At 71.6% G+C, this 26180-nt stretch carries 19 protein-coding genes and 1 pseudogene; 14 read left to right on the forward strand and 6 right to left on the reverse strand.

The features are described from left to right. From VG296_RS27330 to VG296_RS27370, 9 genes are all read left to right on the forward strand, one after another. Nucleotides 1-639 (forward strand): MazG family protein (locus VG296_RS27330; protein ID WP_325570661.1); only part of this gene is annotated, 639 nt, incomplete at its 5' end. An 83-nt stretch (nucleotides 640-722) separates the two neighbouring features. Continuing rightward, nucleotides 723-1007, forward strand: a complete 285-nt coding sequence (gene tatA / locus VG296_RS27335) for a Sec-independent protein translocase subunit TatA (RefSeq protein WP_325570663.1) — start codon at nucleotides 723-725, stop codon at nucleotides 1005-1007. Between the two features lie 181 nt (nucleotides 1008-1188). After that, nucleotides 1189-1836: a LysR substrate-binding domain-containing protein gene (locus VG296_RS27340; protein ID WP_325570665.1), complete on the forward strand. Its 648-nt coding sequence runs from the start codon at nucleotides 1189-1191 to the stop codon at nucleotides 1834-1836. A gap of 92 nt (nucleotides 1837-1928) precedes the next feature. Then, entirely contained in the window at nucleotides 1929-2141 is a 213-nt protein-coding gene (locus VG296_RS27345; protein ID WP_325570667.1) for a hypothetical protein, read from the forward strand. A 47-nt stretch (nucleotides 2142-2188) separates the two neighbouring features. Then, the gene (locus VG296_RS27350; protein ID WP_325570669.1) at nucleotides 2189-3430 is read left to right on the forward strand and encodes a cytochrome P450; all 1242 of its coding nucleotides are present in this window, start codon (nucleotides 2189-2191) and stop codon (nucleotides 3428-3430) included. 104 nt (nucleotides 3431-3534) lie between these two features. Further along, nucleotides 3535-4815, forward strand: a complete 1281-nt coding sequence (eno, locus tag VG296_RS27355; protein WP_325570670.1) for a phosphopyruvate hydratase — start codon at nucleotides 3535-3537, stop codon at nucleotides 4813-4815. A 71-nt stretch (nucleotides 4816-4886) separates the two neighbouring features. Then, nucleotides 4887-5414, forward strand: coding sequence for a septum formation initiator family protein (locus tag VG296_RS27360; RefSeq protein ID WP_325570672.1), 528 nt, complete (start codon nucleotides 4887-4889; stop codon nucleotides 5412-5414). A gap of 13 nt (nucleotides 5415-5427) precedes the next feature. After that, a complete protein-coding gene (locus VG296_RS27365) occupies nucleotides 5428-5961 on the forward strand; it encodes a DUF501 domain-containing protein (protein ID WP_325570674.1) in 534 nt (177 codons plus the stop codon). A 5-nt stretch (nucleotides 5962-5966) separates the two neighbouring features. Then, the gene (locus VG296_RS27370; RefSeq protein ID WP_325570676.1) at nucleotides 5967-6908 is read left to right on the forward strand and encodes a Ppx/GppA phosphatase family protein; all 942 of its coding nucleotides are present in this window, start codon (nucleotides 5967-5969) and stop codon (nucleotides 6906-6908) included. Nucleotides 6909-6910: 2 nt separating this feature from the next. On the opposite strand, the gene VG296_RS27375 is transcribed toward VG296_RS27370, so the two are convergent. Both VG296_RS27375 and VG296_RS27380 read right to left on the reverse strand, forming a co-directional pair. Continuing rightward, nucleotides 6911-8407, reverse strand: a complete 1497-nt coding sequence (locus tag VG296_RS27375) for a mannosyltransferase family protein (protein ID WP_325570678.1) — start codon at nucleotides 8405-8407, stop codon at nucleotides 6911-6913. Between the two features lie 79 nt (nucleotides 8408-8486). Further along, a complete protein-coding gene (locus tag VG296_RS27380; protein WP_325570680.1) occupies nucleotides 8487-9053 on the reverse strand; it encodes a GNAT family protein in 567 nt (188 codons plus the stop codon). A 179-nt stretch (nucleotides 9054-9232) separates the two neighbouring features. On the opposite strand from VG296_RS27380, the pseudogene secA reads away from it, so the two are divergent. Together secA and VG296_RS27390 are read left to right on the forward strand one after the other, a co-directional pair. Continuing rightward, nucleotides 9233-11722: pseudogene (gene secA, locus VG296_RS27385) on the forward strand (preprotein translocase subunit SecA); the annotation flags it as partial. Between the two features lie 523 nt (nucleotides 11723-12245). Next, nucleotides 12246-12896 (forward strand): Rv3235 family protein, encoded by a 651-nt coding sequence (locus VG296_RS27390; protein WP_325570684.1) that lies wholly within the window; start codon nucleotides 12246-12248, stop codon nucleotides 12894-12896. Between the two features lie 174 nt (nucleotides 12897-13070). Here the strand turns inward: VG296_RS27390 and VG296_RS27395 are convergent, their stop codons facing one another. Both VG296_RS27395 and VG296_RS27400 read right to left on the reverse strand, forming a co-directional pair. Continuing rightward, complete coding sequence (locus tag VG296_RS27395; RefSeq protein ID WP_325570686.1) at nucleotides 13071-13826, reverse strand: aminoglycoside phosphotransferase family protein; 756 nt, start codon at nucleotides 13824-13826, stop codon at nucleotides 13071-13073. A gap of 119 nt (nucleotides 13827-13945) precedes the next feature. Next, entirely contained in the window at nucleotides 13946-15763 is a 1818-nt protein-coding gene (locus tag VG296_RS27400; protein ID WP_325570688.1) for a bifunctional lysylphosphatidylglycerol flippase/synthetase MprF, read from the reverse strand. Nucleotides 15764-16044: 281 nt separating this feature from the next. Between VG296_RS27400 and VG296_RS27405 the strand changes: the two genes are divergently transcribed. From VG296_RS27405 to VG296_RS27415, 3 genes are all read left to right on the forward strand, one after another. After that, on the forward strand, nucleotides 16045-17100 hold the full coding sequence (locus tag VG296_RS27405; protein WP_325570690.1) for a patatin-like phospholipase family protein: 1056 nt from the start codon (nucleotides 16045-16047) through the stop codon (nucleotides 17098-17100). A 14-nt stretch (nucleotides 17101-17114) separates the two neighbouring features. Further along, nucleotides 17115-17609 carry a DUF6912 family protein gene (locus VG296_RS27410; RefSeq protein ID WP_325570692.1) on the forward strand — a complete coding sequence of 165 codons (495 nt, stop codon included), beginning with the start codon at nucleotides 17115-17117 and terminating at the stop codon, nucleotides 17607-17609. 204 nt (nucleotides 17610-17813) lie between these two features. Continuing rightward, entirely contained in the window at nucleotides 17814-22721 is a 4908-nt protein-coding gene (locus tag VG296_RS27415; RefSeq protein WP_325570694.1) for an NAD-glutamate dehydrogenase, read from the forward strand. Nucleotides 22722-22805: 84 nt separating this feature from the next. Here VG296_RS27415 and VG296_RS27420 read toward each other — a convergent pair whose 3' ends face one another. Both VG296_RS27420 and VG296_RS27425 read right to left on the reverse strand, forming a co-directional pair. After that, entirely contained in the window at nucleotides 22806-23195 is a 390-nt protein-coding gene (locus VG296_RS27420; RefSeq protein ID WP_422653137.1) for a YunG family protein, read from the reverse strand. A gap of 90 nt (nucleotides 23196-23285) precedes the next feature. Next, a complete protein-coding gene (locus tag VG296_RS27425; RefSeq protein WP_325570698.1) occupies nucleotides 23286-26069 on the reverse strand; it encodes an FHA domain-containing protein in 2784 nt (927 codons plus the stop codon). Nucleotides 26070-26180 lie beyond the last annotated feature (111 nt).

The following is a 26180-nucleotide window of genomic DNA, read 5'->3' on the forward strand; positions in this document are numbered from 1 at the left end:
GACCGGCAGCAGACGCATCAGACGCTGGTGAAGTACCTGCTCGAAGAGGCGTACGAGACCGTCGAGACGATCGAGGACGGCGATCCCGACACGCCCGGGGAGGGACGGGACGCGCTGCGCGAGGAACTCGGCGACGTGCTGTTGCAGGTGGCCTTCCACTCCCGGATCGCGCAGGAGCACGGCGAGGATCCGTTCGACATCGACGACGTGGCGCAGGGCATCGTGACGAAGCTCATCCGGCGCCACCCGCACGTGTTCGGCGACGTGGATGCCCGCACCGCGTCCGACGTGGAGGCGAACTGGGAGCAGATCAAGGCCGCGGAGAAGGGGCGCAGTTCGGCGGTGGAGGGCGTGCCGCTCGCCCAGCCGGCTCTGTCATTAGCAGAGAAACTTCTGAAGCGCTCAAAGAACGCGGGCGTCGATGTAACGGTTCCGCAACTTCCCGAGTCGGCGCGTCCGGCGCCCGATATTTCCGGACAGCAGGCCAAGGCGCAGGTCGGAACCCTGCTGCTGGCCGTCGTCGGCCTGGCGCGGGAGCTCGGCGTCGATCCGGAGGAGGCGCTTCGCGTCGAGGCCAGGGGGCTGCGCGAGCAGATTCTTCACCTCGAGGCCTCCCGGACGTCGGGTAAGAGCGGTTAGTCTGGTGAGTGCACCGGCGCCGGAACCCCCACCCAATGGTGCGGCATACGGCTTCGGCCTTAGATCATGAGGAGTGCGGAACCATGTTTCGTGGCGGACTTGAGCCCTGGCACGTCATCGTCATCCTTGGCCTGATCGTGCTCCTGTTCGGCTCGCGCAAGCTGCCGGACGCCGCGCGCTCGGTCGGCCAGTCCCTGCGCATCTTCAAGTCGGAGATGAAGGCGGCCGCGAAGGACGACGTCCCGGCCTCGCCCGCCCCGCAGGCCGGCCCGGTCGCGCCGCCGCAGGCCGTCGAGGGCTCGGTCGTCAACCAGACCGCGCAGCCGGCGAACGACGCGGTGCCCGCCCAGGACGCCGTCCAGCGCTGACGTCAGACGATTGATCCCGTCCGGGCCGCGAGCAGTTCAGCTCGCCGCCGGGACGGGATCTCGTTGTTTCTCCGTTCAGCTCCGCGGCTGTTCGACGGCGGTCCGCACCTTGACCATGTATCCGTCCATCTGCTGCCCGTTCCAGCCGAAGTCCCAGTTGCTCCGGTTCGGCTGCGGCTGCATGGAGACGACGCCGAAGGTGCTGCCGGTGATCGTGGAGGCGGATCTGCCGGACGGCCTGGACGCGCCGCGCCGCGGCACCCTCGACCTGCTGGTGGCCTCGGACGACCGGGAGACGGCCGTCGAGCTGCCCGCCGGGGCGATCGCGCAGGCCATGAGCGAGGACGAATACCGGCTCGTCGTGCCGGATTCCTGGGCCGTGCCCGGGTCCGCGGCGGAGCTGCACGGCCGGCCGTGGATCGTCGGTCCCGGGCACGCGGCCGGCGCGCGGGCCTTCGCCAGGTTCGCCGCCCTGCACGGGATCGAACCCTCGGTCCGGCATCAGGCGCGGCAGCCCTCGGCGATCCAGGTGCTGGTGGCCGGGGGCCTCGGCGCGGCCGTGCTGCCCGCGTACGTCGCGACCCGGCTGCGCGGAGCGGTGGTCACCGGGCTCGCGGTGCCGGGCCAGACCGTCGTCAGGCTATTGGTACGCACCGGGCCGGGCGGCCCGCCTCCCGCGGTGCGCGCGGCGCGGCTGGCGATCCGTCAGGCCGGCCTGGACGCCGTCGAACGCTACGCGGCGAGCGGCCTGGCTCCGCACGACCCGGTGGTCAGCGCGCGGTTGACGGATCCGAGCGAGCGGACGTCCGCCGAGCGGACCGCGGACTGAGCCCCGAGTGCTGGTCTAGGCCATTCACTCGTTTCGGTGACTCGTACGGCTTCCGGTTCCCAGCTGACCCGCTAGTCATATATTTTCCCGCCGTGGACATGGCACTTGCGCTCACCGACAGCCAGACCGAACGCCTGCGAAGCGTCGCCGACTATCAGCAGGCGACCACGTACGAGGTGGTCTTCCTGGCCCTGGAGGAATACCTGTCGGGCAAGGAGCACGAGCGGCGCCGCCGGTCGGGTCCGCGCGAGGCCGAGCGCCGCCGGGAGCTGCTGCGCAGCTTCGCCGGGATCGACCACGGCTGAACGGTCCACGCCGCCCGCCGCGTCTGACAATGCAGCACGATGGAGGGGTGACCGAGCACCCCGCGCCGCCCCCGCCGCTTTTCGATCGTGTGTTCATCAACGATCCGTACCCGGCCTACGCGTGGCTGCGCGAGCACTCTCCGGTGCATCGGACGCGGCTGCCCAACGGCGTCGAGGCCTACCTCGTCACCCGCCACGAGGACGTCAAGGCGGTACTCGCCGACCCGCGCCTGTCGAAGAACGCGGCGACCTCCTTCCCCGGCTGGCAGCCCGGCCGCACCGGCATCCCCGGCGAGCACCGGTCCGGGATCGCCGCGCACCTGCTCAACCTCGATCCGCCGGACCACACCCGGCTGCGCCGCCTGGTCTCGAAGGCCTTCACCCCGCGCCGCATCGCCGAGTTCGAGCCGCAGATACGGCGCATCGCCGACGAACTGCTCGACGCCTGCGAGCGCACCGCGCGGGACGGCGACGGCACGGTCGACCTGATCCGCGGCTACGCGTGCCCGCTGCCGGTCGCCGTCATCCTGGAGATGCTCGGCGTGCCGCCGGAGGATCAGGCGATCTTCCACGACTGGGCCTTCGGCGTCGTGGACCGCGGCAGCGGGCGAGGGGGCGTCGGACGCTCCGTCAAGCGGATCCGCGGCTATCTGCGCGAGACCATCCACAAGAAGCGCCTCAATCCCGGCGAGGACCTGCTGACCGCCCTCGTGCGCGCCTCGGACGACGGCGAGCACCTGAGCGAGGACGAGGCCGCGTCGATGGCCTTCATCCTGCTGTTCGCCGGCTTCGAGACGACGATCAACCTGATCGGCAACGGCACACTGGCCCTGCTCACCCATCCGGAGCAGCGTGCCCGGCTGCTCGCCGATCCCGCGCTGCTGGACAACGCGGTCGAGGAACTGCTGCGCTACGACGGGCCGGTCGAGTTCGCCACCTGGCGCTTCACCACCGAGCCCATCGACGTCGGCGGGGTGCGGATCCCGGCCGGCGAGCCGGTGCTGGCCGTGCTCGCCGCCGCCGACCGCGATCCGGCGCGCTTCGCCGACCCGGACGTGCTCGACCTCGGGCGGGCCGCCACCGGGCACCTCGCGCTCGGCCACGGCATCCACTTCTGCATCGGCGCTCCGCTGGCCAGGCTCGAGGGCCGCATCGGCTTCGAACGGCTGCTCGCCCGCCACCCCGGCACGGCCCTCGCCGTGCCCGCCGAATCGTTGCGCCGGCATTCCGGACTGATCATGCGCGGCCTGTACGAACTCCCGGTCCGGCTGGCCCCGGAAGGACCCTGACGACGCGTCGGGTGATGCGGGGCGGACGGCCCGTGCGTGGCCGCGGGCCGGTGAACTAGGCTGCCTCTGACGAGAAGATGACAGCTTGACGAAGGAGTACGCACGTGGCGTCCATCGAAGCAGTCGGCGCGCGGGAGATCCTCGACTCCCGCGGAAACCCCACGGTCGAGGTCGAGGTCGCGCTCGACGACGGCGTGATCGCCCGCGCGGCGGTCCCCTCCGGGGCGTCCACCGGTGCCTTCGAGGCCGTGGAACTGCGTGACGGTGACGAAGGCCGGTACAACGGCAAGGGCGTGACCAAGGCCGTGCTCGCGGTGCTCGACGAGATCGGCCCGGCGCTGATCGGCTTCGACGCGCACGAGCAGCGGCTGATCGACCAGGAGCTCAAGGACCTGGACGGGACCCCGAACAAGAGCCGGATCGGCGCCAACGCGATCCTCGGCGTCTCGCTGGCCGTGGCCAAGGCCGCCGCCGAGTCCGCCGACCTGCCGCTGTTCCGCTACCTCGGCGGCCCGAACGCGCACCTGCTGCCGGTGCCGATGATGAACATCATCAACGGCGGCGCGCACGCGGACTCCAACGTCGACATCCAGGAGTTCATGATCGCGCCGATCGGCGCGGAGACCTACGGCGAGGCGCTGCGCTGGGGCGCGGAGACCTACCACGCGCTCAAGTCGGTGCTCAAGAGCCGCGGCCTGGGCACCGGCCTCGGCGACGAGGGCGGCTTCGCGCCGAACCTGGACTCCAACCGGGCCGCGCTCGACCTGATCCTCGAGGCCATCGAGAAGGCCGGCTACACCCCGGGCGAGGACATCGCGCTGGCCCTGGACGTGGCCGCGACCGAGCTGTTCAAGGACGGCGTCTACGAGTTCGAGGGCTCCAAGCACTCCGGCGCCGAGCTGTCCGCCTACTACGGCGAGCTGGTCGCCAACTACCCGCTGGTCTCCATCGAGGACTCGCACAGCGAGGAGGACTGGGACGGCTGGAAGTCGGTCACCGACCTGCTCGGCGGCAAGGTCCAGCTGGTCGGCGACGACCTGTTCGTCACCAACCCGGAGCGGTTGGCCCGCGGCATCAAGGGCGGCCAGGCCAACGCGCTGCTGGTGAAGGTCAACCAGATCGGCTCGCTCTCCGAGACCTTCGACGCGGTCGCGCTGGCGCACCGCAGCGGCTACCGCACGATGATGTCGCACCGCTCCGGCGAGACCGAGGACACCACGATCGCCGACCTCGCCGTCGCGATGGAGTGCGGCCAGATCAAGTCCGGCGCCCCGGCCAGGACCGACCGCGTGGCCAAGTACAACCAGCTGCTGCGCATCGAGGAGGAGCTGGACGACGCCGCCCAGTACGCGGGCCGTTCGGCCTTCCCGCGCTTCGGCGCCTGAGCGGATTAGCATGAGTGGCGCGCCTCGTTCGGGGCGCGCCACTCGTCGTACCTGAGGGGGTGTCAGAGCGGATGGCGGAGAAGCAGTCCTCGACCAAGTCGGCCAAGTCGACGAAGTCCACGCTCGGCCTCGTCCCGCCCGCCCGCACCTCCGAGAAGACCGCCGCCGCGCGCCCGAAGGCCCCGCGCCCGCCGCGGCCCCGCTTCCGGCTCACCCGGCGGGCCACGATCCTGCTGCTCGCCGTGTGCGCCGTCGTCGTCACGATCGCGTACCCGCTGCAGGAGTACCTCGCGCAGCGCTCCCAGCTCGCGGCGATCGACGCGCAGAACTCCGCGTTGAGCAACAAGGTGACGAGCCTTCAGCAGCAGATCGGTCTCTGGAACGACCCGGGCTATGTCGCGGCTCAGGTCCGCTCCCAGCTGCACTATGTGCTGCCGGGCGAGGAGGGCTTCACGCTGCCGGGCACGACCATCGGCAGCGAGCAGCTCGGCATGCCCGCGCCTACCGCTTCGCCCTGGTACGACACGCTCTGGGGCACGGTGAAGTCCCCGGGCGCCTCGTCGAGCAGCAGCTCGGCCGGCCCGTCCACCGGCCGGTAGTACCGTAGAGCAGATGAACAGCGTGCACAGCGCGGCCGAGGACGCCGTGGACCCGAAGGACGTCGCCGCGGTCGAGGCCCAGCTCGGGCGGCCGCCGCGCGGGCTGCGCGCCGTCGCGCACCGCTGCCCCTGCGGCAATCCGGACGTCGTGGAGACCGCGCCGCGGATCAAGACCGAGCGCAATCCGGACGGCGAGCCCTTCCCCACGCTCTACTACCTGACCTGCCCCAAGGCCGCCTCCGCGATCGGCACGCTGGAGGGCGGCGGCCTGATGGCCGAGATGACCGAGCGGCTGCGCACCGATCCGGAGCTCGCCGCGAAGTACCGCGCCGCGCACGAGGACTACATCCGGCGCCGGGACGCCATCGAGATCCTGCCCGGCTTCCCCAGCGCCGGCGGCATGCCGGACCGGGTCAAGTGCCTGCACGTGCTGGTCGCGCACTCCCTCGTGGCCGGCCCCGGCGTCAATCCGCTCGGCGACGAGGCGCTGGCCCTGCTGCCGGAATGGTGGCGGACCGGTGCCTGCGTGACCCTGGAAGAGGAGTAGAGCCCGTGAGCGAACCCAAGCGCGTGGCTGCCGTGGACTGCGGCACCAACTCGATCCGCCTGCTCGTGGCGGACCTCGATCCGGAGACCGGCAAGGAGACCGAGCTCGACCGCCGGATGCTGATCGTCCGGCTCGGTCAGGGCGTGGACGCCACCGGCCGATTCGCCGACGAGGCGCTGGAGAGGACCTTCGCCGCGTGCGACGAGTACGCCGCGGTCATCCGCGAGCACGGCGCGAGTGAACTGCGCTTCGTGGCCACCAGCGCGACCCGGGACGCGAGCAACCGCGAGGAGTTCTTCGCGGGAGTGCGCGCGCGGCTCGGCGTGCAGCCCGAGGTGATCACCGGCGACGAGGAGGCGAACCTCTCGTTCCGCGGCGCCACGCGGGCGCTGGCCGACAGCGGTTCCGGGCACCCCACGCCGTACCTCGTGGTCGACATCGGCGGCGGCTCGACCGAGTTCGTGCTGGGCTCCGACAATGTGCTGGCGGCCCGCTCGGTGGACGTCGGCTGCGTGCGGATGACGGAGCGTCACCTGCGTTCCGACCCGCCGACCCTGGAGCAGATCACCGCCGCCAAACGGGACATCGACGCCGGGATCGACCTGGCCGCCGAGACCGTGGACCTCGCCGAGGCCAAGACGCTCGTCGGCCTGGCCGGTTCGGTGACCACGCTCGCCGCCGTCGCGCTCGGCCTCAGGGAGTACGACCGCTCGCGGGTGCATCTCTCGCGGATCCCGATCGACGTGATCCGGCAGACGTGCGCCGATCTGCTCGCCATGACGCGCGATCAGCGCGCCGCGATCGCGGTCATCCACCCCGGGCGGGTGGACGTGATCGCCGCGGGCGGCCTGATCCTGGCACAGATCATGGACCGGCTCGGCCTGCCCGAGATCATCGTGTCGGAGCACGACATCCTCGACGGCATCGCGTACAGCGTGCTGGACTAGCGCTACCCGGCCCACTGCCCGCTGAAGTAGAGCAGCGCCACGCCCACCATGAGTGTCCCGCTCACGCTCAGGACGGCGACGGTGGCCCAGCGGCGTGCGGCCAGCCAGATCGCCGCGCCGACCCAGAGCGGCCACCAAAGAAGCATTTCGCGCGGAATCGACTGGTAATACGTGGACGTGATCAACACGAGCACCGAGATGCCGACGTAGGTGAGTTCGGCCCAGCGCCGCCGCCAACCGAGCCAGAGGATCGTGGCCACGCCGACGATCGCGGCGAGCAGTTCCAGCCGGAAGGCCCACGAGTCGAAGGTGCCGACGCCCGCGAGCGCGCCGTGGCCGGTGCCGCCGGGTCCGGACTGAGTGGTCGTGGACGACGTGCCCGGAGCGCCGCCGCCGAAGCCCTGCTGAGCGCCACCCGTGCCGCCGCTGCCGCTGCCGCCCGGGAAACCGCCGCTCGAGTTGCCGCCGCCGCTGCCGCCTCCCGGCCCGCCGCCGGGGAACCCGCCGCTCCCGCCGCGTCCGGTTCCACCGAAACCGCCTCCGCCCCTGCCCCCGCCGCCGCCCGCTCGGCGCCCGCCGCCGAAGCCCGATCCGAACGCGTTGTTCCACGACGTGCGCCACGCCGAGATCGGGTTGGTGAGCGACCTCGACCAGCCGCGCTTCTCCGCGTGCAGCCAGTCCAGCCAGTCGCCGGTGACGTCCTTGAGATACGCCGCGTACACCCCGGCCGAGGCGATCGGCAGCAGCAGCGCCGGGCTGCGCACCCAGTCCCGCTTCGTCGGCCGCGAGGTCAGGAACATCACGCCGATCCCGGCGAGCACGAACAGGCCGTTGATCCGGATCGTGCAGGCGAAGGCCAGCAGGATTCCGGCACGCACCCACTGGCCGCGCCGGGCCGCGAGCCAGGCCGGCACGGCGAACGCCAGGAAAAGCGCCTCGGTGTAGCCCACCGCCAGGAACACCGCGGCCGGCGCGCAGACCAGCAGTAGCGCGGCCGTCCGCGCGGCCCTGCGCGACTGCTCGGCCGAGCCCTCCGGGTGCCGCCGCCGGTACTCGAACTCTGTCAGCCGGGCCAGCGCCAGCACCGCGACCCCGCCCGCGACGAACGAGATCAGCAGCCCGGCCACCGCCCAGTTGGGCACCACGAAATGCACGAATCGCAGCGTCAGCGGATAGCCGGGCAGGAACGCGGTGATGTTCTGGTCGTACGCCGGGCCCTGGCCGCTGGTGTATCCGTACTCGGCGACGGTCAGATAGCGGTACCAGTCCCAGTGCTGGAACAGGCCCAGCCAGGACGAGGATCGGCCGCTCGACGTGGCGTAGCGCGAGTAGAGGCTCAGCAGCAGCAGCCCCGCGCGCGTGCCGAGCCACACGCCGAGCGCCGTGCGGTCCACCCGGCTCAACCGCGGCCGCCATCGACGTGCGGACCCGGGCTCGGAGGCGGACGCGGGCGGCGGCTGCGCGGCCGCCGAGGGCGAGGTCCCTATCTGAAATGCCACGTCGGCGACCATAAGGGGCGTCTATGAACGGGTTCTGAGAAGCCCCTGCGGCGGCAGATGAGAGTCAGATGATGAGCGTTCAGTCGCCGGGCAGACGCGCGTGCAGGTGCTCGTCATGCCAGGCGCCGTCGTCGTACTGGAAGGACTCGCGCATCGTCATCTCGTATCCGAATCCGGCCTTCTCGGCCACCCGGCAGGATCCGAGGTTCCGCACGGAGTGCCGCACTTCGATGCGCCGCAGCCCGGGTCCGTCCTCGTCCCCGGCAGTGAACGCCCATCGGCTGAGCGCCTCGAGAGCCCGCGTAGCCACGCCGCGGCCGCGCCAGCGCTCGACGACCCAGTAGCCCGCCTCGCCGACGTTCGCGACCGCGCTCGCGAAGCCGCCCAGCATGACCGAGCCGAGCAACTCGTCCTCGTCCGCATCGGCCCGGCAGATCGCGAAACCGGCGCGCAGCCCGTACTCCCACTGCTGATGATTCCAGGCGAGCCAGTCCCCGACGGTCTCCCGGACCGGGACCTTCGCGCCGTACCGCCCCCACCTGCGGATCTCCGGATCCGTCCAGGCCCGCACCACGGCCTCGGCGTCCTCAAGCCGCCAGGCTCGCAACAGCACATCCCCCGCAATCAGCCGCGGCAGCTCGCGCACGCCCGCCTCCGTCCTTACCGTGCTCTAAGAGAATGGGGCGCGCACTGTCTTAGACCGGCCCCGGTCGCTTACGATGACATATCGACCGGTCGACACCGGTCGGCTCAGGCTGCGCCCGGCAAGCTCCACGCCGTCCGCGGTCGCCGTCCGCATTTGTCTCGCAAGGAGCCGTCCCCAAAGTGCCTGCCCTCTTCGACAAGGTCCTGCGCGCCGGCGAAGGGAAGATCCTTCGCAAGCTGGCCAAGACGGCCGAGCTGATCAACTCGATCGAGGACGACTTCGTCGACCTCACCGACGAGGAGCTGCGCGCCCTCACGGACGAGTACAAGCAGCGTTACCTGGACGGCGAAACCCTCGACCAGCTGCTGCCCGAGGCGTTCGCCACGGTGCGCGAGGCGGCGAAGCGGACCATCGGCCAGCGCCACTACGACGTGCAGCTGATGGGCGGCGCCGCGCTGCACCTGGGCAACATCGCCGAGGCGCGCACCGGTGAGGGCAAGACCCTCATGGGCACGCTGCCCGCGTACCTGAACGCGCTGGCCGGCGATGGCGTGCACATCGTCACCACCAATGACTACCTGGCCGAGCGCGACGCGGAGTGGATGGGCCGGATCCACCGCTTCCTCGGCCTGACCGTCGGCGTGATCCTCGCGAACATGACGCCGGACCAGCGGCGCGAGGCCTACAACTGCGACATCACGTACGGCACGAACAACGAGTTCGGCTTCGACTACCTGCGCGACAACATGGCCTGGGACAAGGCCGATCTCGTGCAGCGCGGCCACTTCTTCGCATGCGTCGACGAGGTGGACTCGATCCTGATCGACGAGGCCCGTACCCCGCTGATCATCTCGGGCCCGGCCGACCAGGCGACCAAGTGGTACGTGGACTTCGCGCGGATCGCCGGGCGGCTCGCCAAGGACACCGACTACGAGGTCGACGAGAAGAAGAAGACGGTCGGCATCCTGGAGCGCGGCGTCGAGCGGGTCGAGGACCTGCTCGGCATCGACAACCTCTACGAGTCGGTCAACACCCCGCTGGTCGGCTACCTGAACAACGCCATCAAGGCGAAGGAACTGTTCAAGAAGGACCGCGACTACGTGGTCATGAACAACGAGGTCATGATCGTCGACGAGCACACCGGCCGCATCCTGGCCGGGCGCCGCTACAACGAGGGCATGCACCAGGCGATCGAGGCCAAGGAGGGGGTGGAGATCCAGAACGAGAACCAGACGCTGGCCACCATCACCCTGCAGAACTACTTCCGCCTCTACGGCAGGCTCTCCGGCATGACCGGTACCGCGCTGACCGAGGCCGCGGAGTTCCACCAGATCTACAAGCTCGGCGTGGTGCCGATCCCGACGAACAGGCCGATGATCCGCGCGGACCGCCAGGACCTCATCTACATGACCGAAGAGGCCAAGTTCAAGGCCGTGGTCAAGGACATCGAGGGCCGGCACACCGAGGGCCAGCCGGTGCTGATCGGCACGGTCTCGGTGGAGAAGTCGGAGTACCTCTCGCAGCAGCTGCGCAAGGCGGGCATCCCGCACGAGGTGCTCAACGCGAAGTACCACGAGCGTGAGGCGCAGATCATCGCCCAGGCCGGGCGCAAGGGCGCGGTCACCGTGGCCACGAACATGGCCGGCCGCGGCACCGACATCAAGCTCGGCGGCAACGACGAGGCGCTGGCCGAGGCCGAGCTGCAGCAGCGCGGCCTGACCCGCGCGGACACGCCGGACGAGTTCGACGCCGCGTGGGCCGAGGCGCTGGAGAAGGCCAAGAAGGCCGTCTCGGTGGAGTCGGACGAGGTCATCGAGGCGGGCGGCCTGTACGTGCTCGGCACCGAGCGGCACGAGTCCCGCCGGATCGACAACCAGCTGCGCGGCCGTGCCGGACGCCAGGGCGACCCGGGCGAGTCGCGGTTCTACCTCTCGCTCGGCGACGACCTGATGCGGCTGTTCAAGGCGCAGATCGTGGAGCGCGTGCTGGCCGCCGCGAACGTGGCCGACGACGTGCCGATCGAGTCCAAGATGGTCACCCGCGCGATCCAGTCGGCGCAGAGCCAGCTGGAGCAGCAGAACTTCGAGATCCGCAAGAACGTCCTCAAGTACGACGATGTGATCAACAAGCAGCGCACGGTGATCTACGCCGAGCGGCTGCGCGTGCTCGAGGGCGAGGACCTGCGCGATCACGTGCGGCACATGATGGAGGACACGGTCGGCAGCTACGTCGACGCGGCCACCTCCGACGGCTACGCCGAGGACTGGGACCTGGAGAAGCTGTGGACGGCGCTGCGCACGCTGTACCCGGTCTCCATCTCGCTGGACGAGGTCGAGGAGTCGGTCGGCAGCCGGTCCGGCATCACCTCGCAGGTGCTGACGGAGGAGCTGACCGCCGACGTTCTCGCCGCGTACGACAAGCGTGAGGCGATGCTCAGCGAGGCCATCACCCGCGAGCTCGAGCGCCGCGTGGTCCTCTCGGTGCTCGACCGCAAGTGGCGCGAGCACCTGTACGAGATGGACTACCTGCAGGAGGGCATCGGCCTGCGCGCCATGGCCCAGCGCGACCCGCTGGTCGAGTACCAGCGCGAGGGCTTCGACATGTTCAACGCGATGATGGACGCGATCAAGGAGGAGTCGGTCGGCTACCTGTTCAACCTGGAGGTCCAGGTCGAGGCGGCCAGCGACGACCCCGAGGCCCAGGCCCGCGCCGACGCCGCGACCGCCCAGCTGAACGCCAAGGGCCTCGACGCGCCGCAGCAGCCCGCGAAGCTCAACTACTCGGCGCCCGGCGAGACCGGCGAGGCCGAGGAGCGGACCGTGGTCAACGACGCGGCGCCGCAGGACACCAAGCCGGAGCCCAAGCGCTCCTCGGGCCGCCGCCGGAAGAAGTAGTTCGGTAGTTCGGTAGCAGGTCAGTAGTTCGGTAGTAGTTCAATAGTTCGGGAGTCCGCTGGTCCGGGATTCCCTGGACTCCCGGGAAGCGCCCGCGACCCGGCCGACGCCCCGTCAGGTATCGCACCTGGCGGGGCGTTCGCATGCCCCCCGGAAGGACGCGGCTGTCTGCTGACCGGCGCAGCGGGGCTCACCGTATCGGGTGATCTTCACGTACGCGGGGCAACGGATGGCCCCACTCGTCAGTCGTACGTGGCATCAGAGTCTTGAGGGTCTCGACTAGAACGGGGCGTAAAAGATGCTCGACGACGGCACTTTCTTCATCACGGAGGTCAACATCTCGGACAGCGGCCTGCAGCGTGTCGCCGGTGCCCTGGCCGACTACGGCGGCACGCTGCCCGGCCAGCGCGGCTGGCTCAGATCCTGGGTCACCGGCTGGACGCACTGCCTCGACGTCGACCCGCTCGGCATGCCGCAGCCCGAGCCGATCGCCGGCGTGGGCCGCCTGGCCGAGGCCGTGGTCGACGTGCTCCTCGAGCGAAGGCCGCTGGAGCAGATGCGCAGGTGGCTCTCCCGCGACGTGGCCGGCCAGTTGATGCCCCACCCGCCGACACAGCAGCAGCCGCACGGCGGCGGCCTGGCGGGCGGCAGCGGCGTCGGCACCACCACCCGCGCCGCGGGCACCGCGCCCAACTCCTCGATCCCGTCCGCGATCGGATTCAACGGCTCACCCGAGCGCCGCGCCCCGCGCTTCGCCTCCCGCTCGATGATCCGCTCCGTCCGCCTGCACCAGCCGGCGGCCGGCATCGTCGAGTCCACGGTCGTCGTCCAGGACGGCCCCCGCGTCCGCGCCGTCGCCCTCCGCTTCGAGCAGTCCGCCCCCGCGCCCGGCCGCCCCGGCCGCCCCGTCGGCTTCGACTGGCTCTGCACCGCCCTGCAGTTCAACTGACGATCAGTCAGCCGGCAGCCGGCATCCGCCCGGTCCGGCCGCGCCTCCCGCGCGGCTGGACCGGCCGTTCACGCGAGGAGAGATCGCCGCTCCGCGACCGTGACAATAAGGCGCCGCCCGACCCGCGCCGCCCGCACCTCACGTCGGCGGCCTGCGGTTGGCGTTCGGCCCTGCCTACGTCGCCGACACTCCGCTGCGCTCCGTGTCGGCTCCTCGTTCGGGCCGGTCGATCAGATGTCGGTTGGCCCGGCTCCATGCGACGCGGTCTCGAAGCTCCTCGAGATGCCCCTCGGCAACCCAGGTGGCCTGAGGCTCGTGGCCCTGCTCGGCTAGCCGCCGAACAGCGTCGATGCCCTGTTCTTGAACGGTGATGACAGCGTCGACCAGCCCCGCCGTGTCGGTAAGACCGTATGCGCCGGCGAACACCTCAAGGCGGCGGCGCCGGTCGGGGGGCTGAGGGTAGCGGAGCCAGCGTAAGCACTCTGTGTCGTCCCGGAACGGAGCGGTGTACTCGAGCGCATAAGCGACATCGTGCAGCCGCCGCGCCGGGCGGGCGTGGTCCCAGTCGAGGATTCCGACCGGCCGGCTGCCGCGCCAGGCGATGTTCCACGGTCCGAAGTCGCCGTGGCAGATCACCTCATCGCCCACAGGTCCGGCGGTCGTGGTGGACCAGCAGGTCGTGTCGGGAGGGCGATACGCGGCGACGGCGTCGTGGTAGTCGCGCAACAGCTGGGCGAAGGCGATCAGGCCACGGTCATCGACGACCTTGGCCCAGCCGTCGGGACCGGACTCGCCGCCGATCCATGTCAGAACCTCGCGCCCCTGTTCGTCGAAGCCGAGTACGCGCGGTGCCTGTTCATAGCCGACGGCCTCAAGATGACGAAGCAGTCCGTGAACCGCCGGAGTCCACGGCCCGACCGGTCGGTGCACCGTCTCGCCGATCCGCTCGACGCGGCCCAGGTCTTGTGATGTCACGTCGCAAAGGTGGCCATGTGACTGCCGAGACGCAACCGATTATCGCGCCCCGCCGCCAAGATTCATCCCCGTCCTCAGTGCCGTACGACGCTGTGTGCCGCCTCCACTGGCCGGGGGCCGGTGAGGGGTTCGAGGGCGGGGTCGCCGGCGGTGACGGCGCGGCCGGTGCGGCGGCGGTCGTAGGGGAGGGCGAACTCGAGGCCGAAGGCGGCGACGGCGAAGCGGGGGAGGTCGAACCAGGAGCCGACGAGGACGGCGCGGGGGGTCCAGCCGGGATCGAACTTGTCGTTGAACCTGTACAGCGAGTCGACCTGGATCAGCGGGTCGAGCAGGCCGATGGCGCGGATGGCGGCGCGCTTCGTGCGGGTGAGGGACTCAGGGTTCGACCGCGCCTCGGCGAGCAGGGGGCGGAAGGCGGCGAAGTTGAGCGAGACGCGGGGGTAGTCGTGGTTGCGGGCGTAGTCGATCACGTCGACGATCAGGCGCTCGTTGACGCCGTTCGGGGACAGCGGGGTTCTCGGCATCACATCGAGCGACAGCGCCGCGTTCCGGCCGGCGTGGGCGGCGGGGAGGTAGCGCTGGAAGGCGACGGCGTATCCCTCCGGGGCCATCGCGACCGCCACCAGGGCGTCGGGGTGCACGCCGCGGGCCATGGCGTCGAGGTTCATCGCGAACCCGTGCTCGCGGCCGGCCACGCCGAGCCATTCGCGGTGGATCCGGCGCAATTGGCCGGCCAGGCCCGGGTCGAGTTGCCGCTCCGGGATCACCTCGGTGACCAGGCCCGCGCGCTCGGTTCGGTGCACCGCCTGGCGGACGTTGCGCATCCGCCTGCCGTGCAGGGTGAACGCGTGCGTGTCGACGATCACCTCGTCGCCGATGCCGATGCAGCGCATGCCGCGCTCCCGCCACAGCGGCCGGGCGTCCGGGCCCGCGCCGAGCACGGCGGGCCGCCAGCCGCTGCGTTCCACCAGCTTGGAGAACTCCTCGACGGCGCTGGGCCACGACTCGCGGGCGCCGACCGGGTCGCCGCCCGCGACGGCCATGCCGGCGAGTACGCGGTAGGCGACCGCGGCCCGGCTGTCCGCCGAGAAGACGTAGCTCTTGTCATACCGGAGCGCGAAGGGGGCCAGGGTCTCCGAGTCCGGGTGCGAGACCATCGCGCGCAGGATGGCGCGCTGCGCCCGTCCGCCGGGGCCCGGGGCGGGGGCCGAGGCCAGCAGCCAGCCGATGACGACGATCACCAGGCCGCCGCTGACCAGCGCGATGCCGTTGATCTGCCAGGCGGGGCCGTCGAACGCGGCCGGGCCCGGATTGGCCGCGGCCATCGAGACGACGGTGCGGCCGATGTCCGGCGCGGAGACCGGGGTCTGGAAGTGCGAGCGCTCCATGAACAGGCCGCCGCCGCCGACGATGAGGATCGCGGTGACGGAGAAGGCGCTGATCTCCGCGGCCTGCTTGAGCCGGGTGGCGTTCAGCGGTACCCGGAAGCGCGCGCGGGTGTGCCAGAAGCCGATGATCGCCAAGCCGAACGGGGCCAATCGCCAGGGTGCGCCCGAGCCCGGCGCTATCGCCGCCTCGATCTCGGCGACCACGCTCCACGTCATCAGCGCCAGCGAGAGCGCCCAGGCAGTCTGCCGCCCGCGGGCCAGGCCCCAGGCCAGCACGAGTAGCACGCCGGCGAGCAGCACGGCGTGCGGCCCGGTGGGGTTCGCGCCGCACACGGTCAGCGTCAGGCCGGTGAGCCAGCCGGGCTCGGACAGCAGCGCGTAGCCGAGCATGACGCAGCCCGCCGCGGCGACCAGCGCCGCGAACGGCCACACCGTCCGCTCGTGCCGATCGCCGCCGCCGGCCCGATCACCCGCCTCGGCCTGGCGGACAGACATCACATTCATCGCCACCTCCCCGCAATAGTGCAACTACCCGCAGTGCGGACGGATTCCCCTTCTCCGCCGGAGTTGTCGAGTCGTTATGGAGGTGCGTGGGCACAAGGTGACGCGCGGCCCACGCGGCGCTCGCGCCCCGCTCATCCCGCCCATCCCGGCGATCCCGCGCGCCCCCGGCGCCCCGGACCCGGAGGCGCGTCAGCCGCTCGGCCCAGTGATCGTTACCGCATCCGGGGGAAGCCCGATTCGCCGCACCCGCCGCGTGCCCGGCGTGGCGTTATGAGATGGTGATGAACGTGTTGGAGAACGTACGGGCGCGCGGCACGCAGCTCCCCGTGGTCCGCCGCGGCCTGGTGCTGGGCGGCGGCGGGACGCTCGGGGCGGCCTGGATGATCGGTGCGCTGCGCGCTATCGAGCAGCGCACCGGCTTCGATCCGCGCGGCGCGCAGCTGATCGTCGGCACCTCGGCGGGTTCCATCCTGGCCGCGCTGCTCGGCGCCGGCGCGTCGGCCGACGATCTGTGGCAGCACCAGCGCGGCGAGCAGGTCGCCGAGGGCCCGCTGGCCGGGCACATCTTCAACTACGACCTGGCCGCCGGCGGCGCCGCGCCGCCGATGCCGATCCCCGGCTGGTTCGGCTCGCCGCGGCTGATCGCCCGCTCGGTCCGCCACCCGCGCCGCTACCCGGGAACCGCCGTGATCTCCGCGTTCCTGCCGCCCGGCCGCGGCTCGCTCGGCGACATCGGGCAGATGGTCGAGGACGTCATCCCCTCCGGCACCTGGTCCCCGCACCCCGGCATCCGCATCGTCGCCATGGATTACGACTCGGGCGAGCGCGTCGTGTTCGGCCGCGCCGGGGCGCCCCCGATCGGGCTGGCCGAGGCCGTCGTCGCCTCCTGCTCGATCCCCGGCTGGTTCCCGCCCGCGCGCCTCGGCGAGCGCCGCTTCGTGGACGGCGGCACCGTCTCCAACACGAACCTGGACGTGCTCGCCGCCGACGAGATGCCCGGCGGCCGGGCGCTCGACGAGATCTACGTGCTGGCCCCCTCGGCGGCGCGCGGGTACGACAAGCCCTCCGGCGTGCTGGGCAGATTGGAGCGCAGCTTCCGGCATCTGGTGACGCGTCAGATGCTGCACGAGGTCATCCAGGCCCGGAGGGAGGGGACGAAGGTGCACGTGCTGTGCCCAGGACCCGAGGACCTCGAGGTGATCGGCGCGAACCTGATGGACCCGAGCCGCCGCGTCGAGGTGCTGGACACCGCCCTGCGCACGGCCGCGGCCGGACTCGCGGCCGAGCAGGAACCGCAACCGCAGACCGCGGTGGCCCCCCGCTCGCCCGCCCGCTGATCTACCCTCGTCCCATGCGCGTCTACCTGCCTGCCACGATGCCCCTGCTCGCGCGGCTGTCCGCGGACGGCGAGCTGCTGCTGCCGGACGGCTTCGCGGTCACCGAGCCGCTGCGCGCCTGGTACTCCGAGGGCGACGAGGAGGAGCTGGAGTACGCCGCGCTGACCGCCGCCGCCCGCGCCTCGCTGCGCCGGCTCGCCGCCGAGCCGGAGGCGCCGCGCCGCCGCGTGGTGATCGCCTCCGACATACCGGACGCGCGGATCACCGTCCCCAAGGGCGGTGAGGAGCCCGAGGAGCCCGGCGTGATCAAGATCACAGGGTTGGTGCGCTTGATCGACATCGCGTCGCTGCACGTGGACGAGGCGGGCGCACAAGAGCACGTCACCGCCGCCGCGCACGCCCTGTCCGCCGCCGCCTCGGGTGACCCCGACGCGCTGTTCGCCGTGGACGCGGTCGAGGACTACGACCTGCTGTGGTTCGGCACCCAGGAACTCGGCGATCTGCTCTGAGCGCGCCGAATTTCGCTCCTGCGTTCCCTCGTTCGGTCCACACTGTAGGAATCCACAACTCAGACGTAACAACGTGATCGGGCAGCCGCGTCCCCGCGTTCCACTTTGCCGGGTAGCCTTTCAGGCGTACCCGAGGTCGGGGACCGTCCCGGCCAAAGACTCGGTGCCGTGCAAGGGCGCACGGCTGGTATGGAGCGAGCGCTCATGGTGACGCAACTGGACTCGGCGAAGACGGCGCTGCTCGGGGAGGCGGCCGAACTGGCCAGATCCAGCGGGCAGCCTGCCGACGCGGCAGTGGGAGAGGCGGTGATCAACCGCTTCTATCGGCACGTCGCCCTCGACGACCTGACCGACCGCAGCCCCGCCGACCTGCTCGGCGCCGTGGTCTCCAGCGCCGAGCTCGCGGCCGTCCGGCCGCAGGGCACCGCGAAGATCAGAGTGCTGACGCCCTCGGCGCAGGACGGCTGGGGCACCGGCCGCGGCCGCCGCACGGTGGTGGAGATCGTCACCGACGACATGCCCTTCCTGGTCGACTCGGTCAGCGCCGAGCTCACCCGCCGCGGCCACGGCATCCACCTCGTCGTCCACCCGGTGCTCGCGGTCGACCGCGACGTCGCCGGAAACCTGCGCGAGATCTACGACGTGGACCCGGAGTCCGCGCCGGAGGGCTCCACCGTCGAGTCCTGGATGCACGTCGAGATCGACCGGCAGGCCGACGACCCGGCCCGGACCGCCGCGCTCGAGGCCGACCTGCGGCGCGTGCTGCGGGACGTGCGCGAGGCCGTCGAGGACTGGCCGAAGATGAAGAACGCCACCCTCGCCGCGGCGAACGCGCTGGACGGCGAGCAGGGCGCGGCCGCGCAGGCCGCCGGGCTCGACTTCGAGGAGCTCTCCGCGGGGCAGGAGCTGCTGCGCTGGCTGGTGGACGGCCACTTCACCTTCCTCGGCTACCGCGAGTACGAGCTCGTCACCGAGGAGGGCGAGGACCGGCTGCGCGCCGTCCCCGGCACCGGCCTCGGCATCCTGCGCGCCGACCAGGCGCAGAACACGCCGGGCACCTTCGCCAAGCTGCCGCACGAGGTCCGCGCCAAGGCCCGCGAGCCGCGGCTGCTGGTGCTCACCAAGGCCAACTCGCGTGCCACGGTGCACCGCCCCAGCTACCTCGACTACATCGGCGTGAAGGTCTTCGACGCGGAAGGCCGGGTCGTCGGGGAACGCCGCATCCTCGGCCTGTTCTCGGCCGCCGCGTACTCCGAGTCCGTGCAGCACATCCCGGTCGTCCGGCAGAAGGTCAGGCACGTCCTCGACATCCACGGCTACACGCTCAACTCGCACTCCGGCAAGGACCTGCTGCAGATCCTCGAGTCCTACCCGCGCGACGAGCTGTTCCAGATCCCGGTCGCCGAGCTCGCCGAGATCTCCGGCGCGGTGCTGCACCTGCAGGAGCGCCGCCGGGTCCGGCTGTTCCTGCGCGAGGACGTCTACGGGCGCTTCTTCTCCGCGCTGGTCTACCTGCCGCGCGACCTGTACAACACCGCGAACCGGGAGAAGCTGGAGCGGATCCTCAAGGAGGAGCTGCACGGCAAGACCATCGACTACACGGTCCGCTCGACCGAGTCGGTGCTCACCCGGCTGCACTTCGTCATCCGGATGGCGAACGGCGAGCGGCTGCCGGAGGTGGACGCCGAGCAGATCGAGCGCCGCCTCGCCCGCGCGCTGCGCAGCTGGAACAACGCGCTGCACGACCTGCTGGAGGAGCAGCTCGGCGAGGAGCGTGCCAGCACCCTGATCGCCGAGTACAAGGACGCCTTCCCGGAGGGCTACAAGGCCGACTTCCCGCCGGAGCGCGCGGCCCAGGACCTGGCCAGGATCGAGGCCATCCACGCGGACGACACCACCGACTCCTCGCTCGCCGTCTACCGGCGGCACGGTTCCACCGCCGAGGAGTACCGGCTGAAGATCTTCCGGGTCGGCCGGATGATCACGCTGGCCGAGGTGCTGCCGATCCTGCAGCGCTTCGGGGTCGAAGTGCTCGAGGAGCAGCCGTACGAACTGCTGCGCGCCGGCGGCGACTTTGCCTGGATCCTGGACTTCGGCCTGCGCGTGTCCGACCCGGAATCGCTGCTGGACCCCGCCGCGCGGGACCGGTTCACCGCCGCGTTCGGCGCCGTATGGTCCGGCATGGCGGAGAACGACGGCTTCAACACCCTCGTCCTCGGCTCGGGTCTGAACTGGCGTCAGGCCTCGATCCTGCGCGCGTACGTGAAGTACCTGCGGCAGGGCGGGATGACCTTCAGCCAGTCCCTGGTCGAGCAGGTGCTCGGCGGCAACACCCGCGTCGTCCGGCTGCTGGTACGGCTGTTCGAGGCCTCCTTCGACCCGGCGCACGCGGGCGCGGGCCACGAGCTGGTCGACGGCATGGTCGAGGAGATCGAGGGCGCGCTGGACACGGTCGCCTCGCTGGACGAGGACCGGATCCTGCGCTCGCTGCTCGGCGTGATCCGGGCCACCCTTCGCACGAACTTCTACCAGCCGGCCGAGGACGGTTCGGCCAAGCAGTACACCTCCTTCAAGATCAACGCCCCGGCCGTGCCCGAACTGCCGATGCCGCGGCCCAAGTTCGAGATCTGGGTCTACTCGCCGCGGGTCGAGGGCGTGCACCTGCGCTTCGGCAAGGTCGCGCGCGGCGGCCTGCGCTGGTCGGACCGGCGCGAGGACTTCCGCACCGAGATCCTCGGCCTGGCCAAGGCGCAGATGGTCAAGAACGTGGTGATCGTCCCGGTCGGCGCCAAGGGCGGGTTCGTGGTGAAGAACCCGGTGGACCCCGCGGACCGCGAGGCCTTCCTCGCCGAGGGCGTGGCCTGCTACCGGATGTTCATCCGCGGCCTGCTCGACATCACGGACAACCTGATCGACGGCGTGATCGTGCCGCCGCAGAACGTCGTGCGCTACGACGGCGACGACCACTACCTCGTCGTCGCCGCGGACAAGGGCACCGCGACCTTCTCCGACATCGCCAACGCGGTCTCGGCGGAGTACGGGTTCTGGCTCGGCGACGCGTTCGCCTCCGGCGGCTCGGTCGGCTACGACCACAAGGCGATGGGCATCACCTCGCGCGGCGCCTGGGAGTCGGTCAAGCGGCACTTCCGCGAGCTCGGCGTGGACACCCAGACGCAGGAGTTCACCGTCGTCGGCATCGGCGACATGTCCGGCGACGTCTTCGGCAACGGCCTGCTGCGCTCGGAGCACGCGAAGCTGATCGCCGCCTTCGACCACCGGCACATCTTCATCGACCCGGCACCGGACCCGGCCACCTCGTACGCCGAGCGCCGGCGGCTGTTCGAGCTGCCGCGCTCCAGCTGGGCGGACTATAACAAGAAGCTGATCTCCGACGGCGGCGGCGTCTTCCCGCGCAGCGCCAAGTCGATCCCGGTCACCCGGCAGGTGCGCCGCGCCCTCGGCCTGCCCGACAGGGTGACCCGCACGACGCCCGCCGAGCTGATGAAGGCCATCCTGGTGGCCCCGGTGGACCTGCTGTGGAACGGCGGCATCGGCACGTACGTGAAGTCGGCCGGAGAGTCGCACGCGGATGTCGGCGACAAGGCCAACGACACCATCCGGGTCAACGGCTCGCAGCTGCGGGTCAAGGTCGTCGGCGAGGGCGGCAACCTCGGGTTCACCCAGCTGGGCCGGATCGAGTACGCGCTGCAGGGCGGCCCGGCGTCCACCGGCGGCCGGGTCAACACCGACGCGATCGACAACTCCGCCGGCGTGGACACCTCGGACCACGAGGTCAACATCAAGATCCTGGTGGACCAGGCGGTGAAGTCGGGCGTGCTCGAGGCCGAGGAGCGCACCCCGCTGCTGGCCTCGATGACCGAGGAGATCGCCGACCTCGTACTCGCCGACAACTACGGCCAGAACGTGGCGCTCGCCTCCGCCGTCGCGCAGGCCCCGCAACTGCTGCACGTGCACGCGCGGTACCTGCGCCAGCTCGTGGCGGACGGCCATCTGAACCGGGACCTGGAGTTCCTGCCGCGCGAGCGGGTGATCCAGGAGCGCCGCTCGGCCGGGCAGGGGCTCACCCAGCCGGAGCTCGCCGTGCTGCTGGCGTACACCAAGATCGTGCTGAACGAGGAGCTGCTGGCCAGCGGCCTGCTCGACGACCAGTACCTCGAGGTCGACCTGTTCAGCTACTTCCCCAGCGCGGTCCGCGAGCGGCTGCACGACCTGATCGCCGCGCACCCGCTGCGCCGCGAGATCATCGCCACGCAGGTCGTGAACAACCTGGTGAACAACGCCGGCATCTCGTTCCTGTTCCGGATGCGCGAGGAGACCGGCGCGAGCGCGGAGGAGATCTCCCGGGCACACACCGTCGCGCGCGAGGTCTTCGGCCTGGACAGCTACTGGAAGGCGATCGACGAGCTCGACAACAAGGTCCCGGCCGAGGTCCAGACCCGGATGCGGCTGGCCGGCCGGCGGCTGACCGAGCGCGGCGCCCGCTGGTACCTGCTCAACCGCAAGCACCCGATCGACATCTCGGTGCAGGTCGAGGCGTTCGGCGAGGGTGTGGCTGAGGTCTGCGCGCAGCTGCCGAAGCTCGTCAAGGGCGGCGACGCCCAGCAGCTGAGCGCGTCCACCGTCGAACTGGTCGAGCTCGGCGTGCCGGAGGAGCTCGCGGCCCGCGTCGCGGCGGCCGGCTCGGCGTACTCCGCGCTGGACATCGTCGAGGTGGCCAAGGACACCGGCCGGGCCCCGATCGAGGTCGCGGAATGCTACTTCGACCTCGTCGACCGGCTCGGCATAGGAGCGCTGCGCGACCGCATCACCGCCCTCCCGCGCACCGACCGCTGGGCGACGATGGCCCGCGCCGCGGTCCGCGAGGAGCTCTACGCCGCGCAGGCCGCGCTGACCTTCGACGTCCTCGCGGCCGCCCCCGGCGAGTCCGACCCCGACCTGCGCTTCAACGCCTGGGTGCGGAAGAACCAGGCGGCCGTCGAGCGGGCCAGGGCCGTACTCGGCGAGATCTCCTCGGCGGACTCCTTCGACCTGGCGATCCTCTCGGTCGCGCTCCGGACGATCAGGACCCTGCTGCGGGCCAACGCGATGTAGGGCGCGGTTCGGGCGTGGCCGGTGGTCACGCGTCCGCTTCAGTATTTCAGCATGGGATCAAGGCCCGTGCCGACCATGCCCGACTCAGCTTGATGATGCCGAAGCCAATCCCGCGAGCACTCGCTCTCGAAGCAGTTCGTATTGCTCGCGATACCGCCGGGGCGCATCCGGGGGCCGATGCACCACGTTCCCGTTCGCGACGACTTCATCGGGAAAGAACTGATCATCCGTGAAGTCTGCTTCGGCGCCATCTGGCAGTCGGTTCCAGTAGTGGTTGCCGACCTTGATCCCATCGACCTGCACTTCGCCGAGGATCAGGTCGCCCCCTAGCAGGTCCTGAACCACGAATGCCGTCATCCCGCACTGCGCCCGCGCCGGATTGTCCGGCCGCCACCTCGAACTGGCCTCCGGGTAGCAGGTGTCTGGCCCCCACGCGGCCCTGACAAGCGGCCGTAGTAACTCCACGCTCAGCATCCCACGAGCATCGCGGAAGGGTCCGACAACCAGCGGGACGTCACCGAGACCATCGCCGACATAGCCGACGGTCCGTCAGTTCCCGTTACGCTAACGCGTCGCGGCGGCGGCGCGGGGGCTCGGGGTGCGGGCCATGGCGGCGCGGCCGGCGCTTTCGATGAGGAGGGCGAGGTCGGTCGGGGCGCCGGGCTGGAGGGGGAGGGCGCCGGTGCCGCCGAGGCCGCGGTTGGGGAGCTGGTCGCCGAGGCGGCGCCAGTCGTCGACGGCGACGTGGGCGCGGGCGGTGGCGCTTGAGGCCATCCGGCCGCTGACACGCGGGACCTGGACGGGCAGCACCCGGCCGTCGGGGAGGGCGAGCCAGCCGCGGCCGGGCAGGCTCGGCCGGATCGCGGCGGCGTCCGGGAGCGAGACCATGCGGCGGGACTCCTCGGGGCCGTAGGTGCGCAGCGCCAGACGCAGGTCCAGCTCCTCGCACAGCTCGCCGTCCAGCAGCCTGCGCGCGGGACCGTCGTCCAGGGTGATGCCGAGCAGCAGGTGGACGCCGTGCCCGCGGCCCTCCTGCGCGAGCTCTGTCAGTTCCTTGATGAACCAGGGGTGCCGCACGGCGACGCGGTCGAGGCCGTCGACGCCGATGAGCAGCCGTTCCGAGCCGTGGCGCTCCTCGCGCGCGGCCAGCAGCACGTGCCGCAGCTCCGCCTCGTTGTCCGCGTGCAGGGCGACATGCGGCAGGCGTGCCGTCTCGCCCCAGGACGGGCCGTTGCCCCCGGACACCAGCAGCACGCGCAGCCGCTCGGGCGGGGTCGGGAGCGCGGCCGAGCACAGGATCGAGCGCAGCGCCTCGGAGATGCCCGAGCCCGACGCTCCGCCGACCAGAATGTGGTGCCCCGTCAGTTCCGCCCGTACCGCCCCGTGGCTGTCCGCGCCGAGCACGACCGGCAGGCCGACGCCGGATCCGTACTCCTCGATGTCCCGCCGCTCGTCCAACTCGTCCCGACCGCCCGGCGGCCGCTCGCGGACCGCGGTCCACAGCGCGGAGAGCTTCGTCGGGGTGAGCAGGTCCAGCCCCAGCAGCGGCAGCAGCCGCGCCTCCTCAGGCAGCTGACGCTGGTTCGTGCCCTGTATCCCCTGCACCCCGCCCTCGCGGGAGTCCCGCAGCGGGGCGAGCGCGTGCGCGAACCTGATCGCCCACTGAGGCGACGTCAGATCGGCGAGTATGCCCTGCTGGGTGAGCTTCTCCGGCTGCTCGAGGCGCAGCCGGGTGTGCACCTCGCCGCCGACCGTCGCCACCGCTCCGACCAGCTCGGGCAGGTCCTCGCGGCGGTTCGCCAGCACGATCGCGTGCATGCCCACGCGCGGTCCCTCGACCAGCAGCCGCAGCAGCTCCGGCGGGTACGGCGCCCCGACCGCCGACTCCCCGCGGTCGAGCAGCAGCACGGTACGTCGGCCCGGCCACGGCTCGTCGCTGCCGCGCAGCGCGCCCTGCCGGGCCTCCAGACGCACCGTCAGTTCGGCGAGGCGGGCCGCGGCCTGGTCTCCGTCGAACCCGACCATCGCGCGGCAGTTCTGGCCGTCCTGCGGCGCGCAGTGCGGCAGCCAGGTCGTCCAGCGCCAGCGCTCGGCGCCGCCGTCGGTGCACAGCACCACGAGGTCCACGTCCAGCGGCGAGCACAGCGCGGCGAGCTGGGCGACCAGGCTGCGGGCGAGCGCTCTGACGGAGTACGAGCCGGACGTCCCGGCGTCCGTGCGCTCCGAGCCCAGCAGGTCGTGCGGCGGCAGGTTCGGCTCCGCGGCGGCGGTCTCCGGCCCGTCCGCGGCGACGAGGCCGAGCACGCCGATCCCGGCCAGGTCCACGGTGACCGGCGCCGCCGGCACGCGCGGGCGGAAGCTGCGGCTGCCCTGACCGACCGTCACGGACGAGGGCAGCCGGGCCGTGCCGAGCCGCAGCTCGAGCAGTTCCGGCTGATCCCGGCCGCGGCTCCACAGCCCGAGCCCGGGCCGCAGCGCGGTGGTGAGCAGCGCGGCCGGGTCCGGGTACCGGGTACGGCGCAGCCCCGACTCCACCGACAGCGCCGCGGAGATCTTCGCCTCGGTGGCCGCCTTCGCCTGCTCGAAGGCCGCCTGCGCGCGCCGCCGGGCCGCGGGCAGGCCGCGCGCTCCCGGGGGCGTCGGCAGCACGAAGCGCGGCGCGGGCACCTCCGCGCTGACCCGCGGCACGACGCGTACCAGCACCCTGCCGAGCCGGTCCGGCTCCACCTCCAGCGACTCCTCGCCGTGCCGCAGCAGCAGCGTGGTCTCGCCGAGCCGCACCGGCGTCTGCGGCGGGAGCAGCACCGGCTCCTCGCCGATCCGGTTGCCGCCGAGCACCGTGCCGTTGGTCGAGCCGCAGTCCGCGAGCCGCACCCAGTCCAGGCTCACCGAGAGCGCCGCGTGCCGCCGGGACAGATCAGGGTCCTCGATCCGGATGTCCGCCTCGGCGCCGCGCCCGATCGTCAGGCGCAAAGCGGCGTGACCCGGCGCGGGCGGCGTGAGCAAGTGCACCCCCCCGGCGTCCGGGCCGCCGATCACGTGCAGCTCCAGGTTGCCCGGCGGCGGCAGCGCGGAGGCCGGCTGATCCGCCGTCAGCACCGCGCCGTCCACGAGCGGGGGTACGCCAAGCGGGTGGTCCTCCGCGACCCGCCGCGCGCCCACGTGGAACACCGGCTCGGCCAGGCCCGCGAGGCTCGCCAGCTGCCCGGCCGCCGCGCGCAGCGGCGTCCCCGCCGGGGCCGTGACCAGCACGTCCAGCAGGGAGTTCGGGTTCGCGCCGCCGGCCGTGGCCCGGCCCGGGGCACGGGCTGGCCCGGTCGGCACACTGACGGACAAACGCAGCTGCATCGGAGTACGCGGTCCTTGGAGCGGCGGGACGGGGAGAGCTACCAAAGATACGTTAGCCGAGAGTTCTGACAGTCTCGGCTCGCCCGCCGCGCCGCGATCTCGCCGGAGCGG

It is taken from the genome of Actinospica sp. (assembly GCF_035552695.1).
Taxonomy (GTDB): Bacteria; Actinomycetota; Actinomycetes; order Streptomycetales; family Catenulisporaceae; genus Actinospica.

What these genes read in the sequence shown, in the direction of transcription:
- VG296_RS27365 (WP_325570674.1), top strand. Translation starts at nt 5,428, where the DNA reads ATGAACAGCGTGCACAGCGCGGCCGAGGACGCCGTGGACCCGAAGGAC.
- VG296_RS27415 (WP_325570694.1), top strand. Translation starts at nt 17,814, where the DNA reads ATGGTGACGCAACTGGACTCGGCGAAGACGGCGCTGCTCGGGGAGGCG.
- VG296_RS27410 (WP_325570692.1), top strand. Translation starts at nt 17,115, where the DNA reads ATGCGCGTCTACCTGCCTGCCACGATGCCCCTGCTCGCGCGGCTGTCC.
- VG296_RS27420 (WP_422653137.1), bottom strand. Translation starts at nt 23,195, where the DNA reads ATGCTGAGCGTGGAGTTACTACGGCCGCTTGTCAGGGCCGCGTGGGGG.
- VG296_RS27405 (WP_325570690.1), top strand. Translation starts at nt 16,045, where the DNA reads ATGAACGTGTTGGAGAACGTACGGGCGCGCGGCACGCAGCTCCCCGTG.
- VG296_RS27390 (WP_325570684.1), top strand. Translation starts at nt 12,246, where the DNA reads ATGCTCGACGACGGCACTTTCTTCATCACGGAGGTCAACATCTCGGAC.
- VG296_RS27340 (WP_325570665.1), top strand. Translation starts at nt 1,189, where the DNA reads ATGGAGACGACGCCGAAGGTGCTGCCGGTGATCGTGGAGGCGGATCTG.
- VG296_RS27360 (WP_325570672.1), top strand. Translation starts at nt 4,887, where the DNA reads ATGGCGGAGAAGCAGTCCTCGACCAAGTCGGCCAAGTCGACGAAGTCC.
- VG296_RS27425 (WP_325570698.1), bottom strand. Translation starts at nt 26,069, where the DNA reads ATGCAGCTGCGTTTGTCCGTCAGTGTGCCGACCGGGCCAGCCCGTGCC.
- tatA (WP_325570663.1), top strand. Translation starts at nt 723, where the DNA reads ATGTTTCGTGGCGGACTTGAGCCCTGGCACGTCATCGTCATCCTTGGC.
- VG296_RS27400 (WP_325570688.1), bottom strand. Translation starts at nt 15,763, where the DNA reads ATGAATGTGATGTCTGTCCGCCAGGCCGAGGCGGGTGATCGGGCCGGC.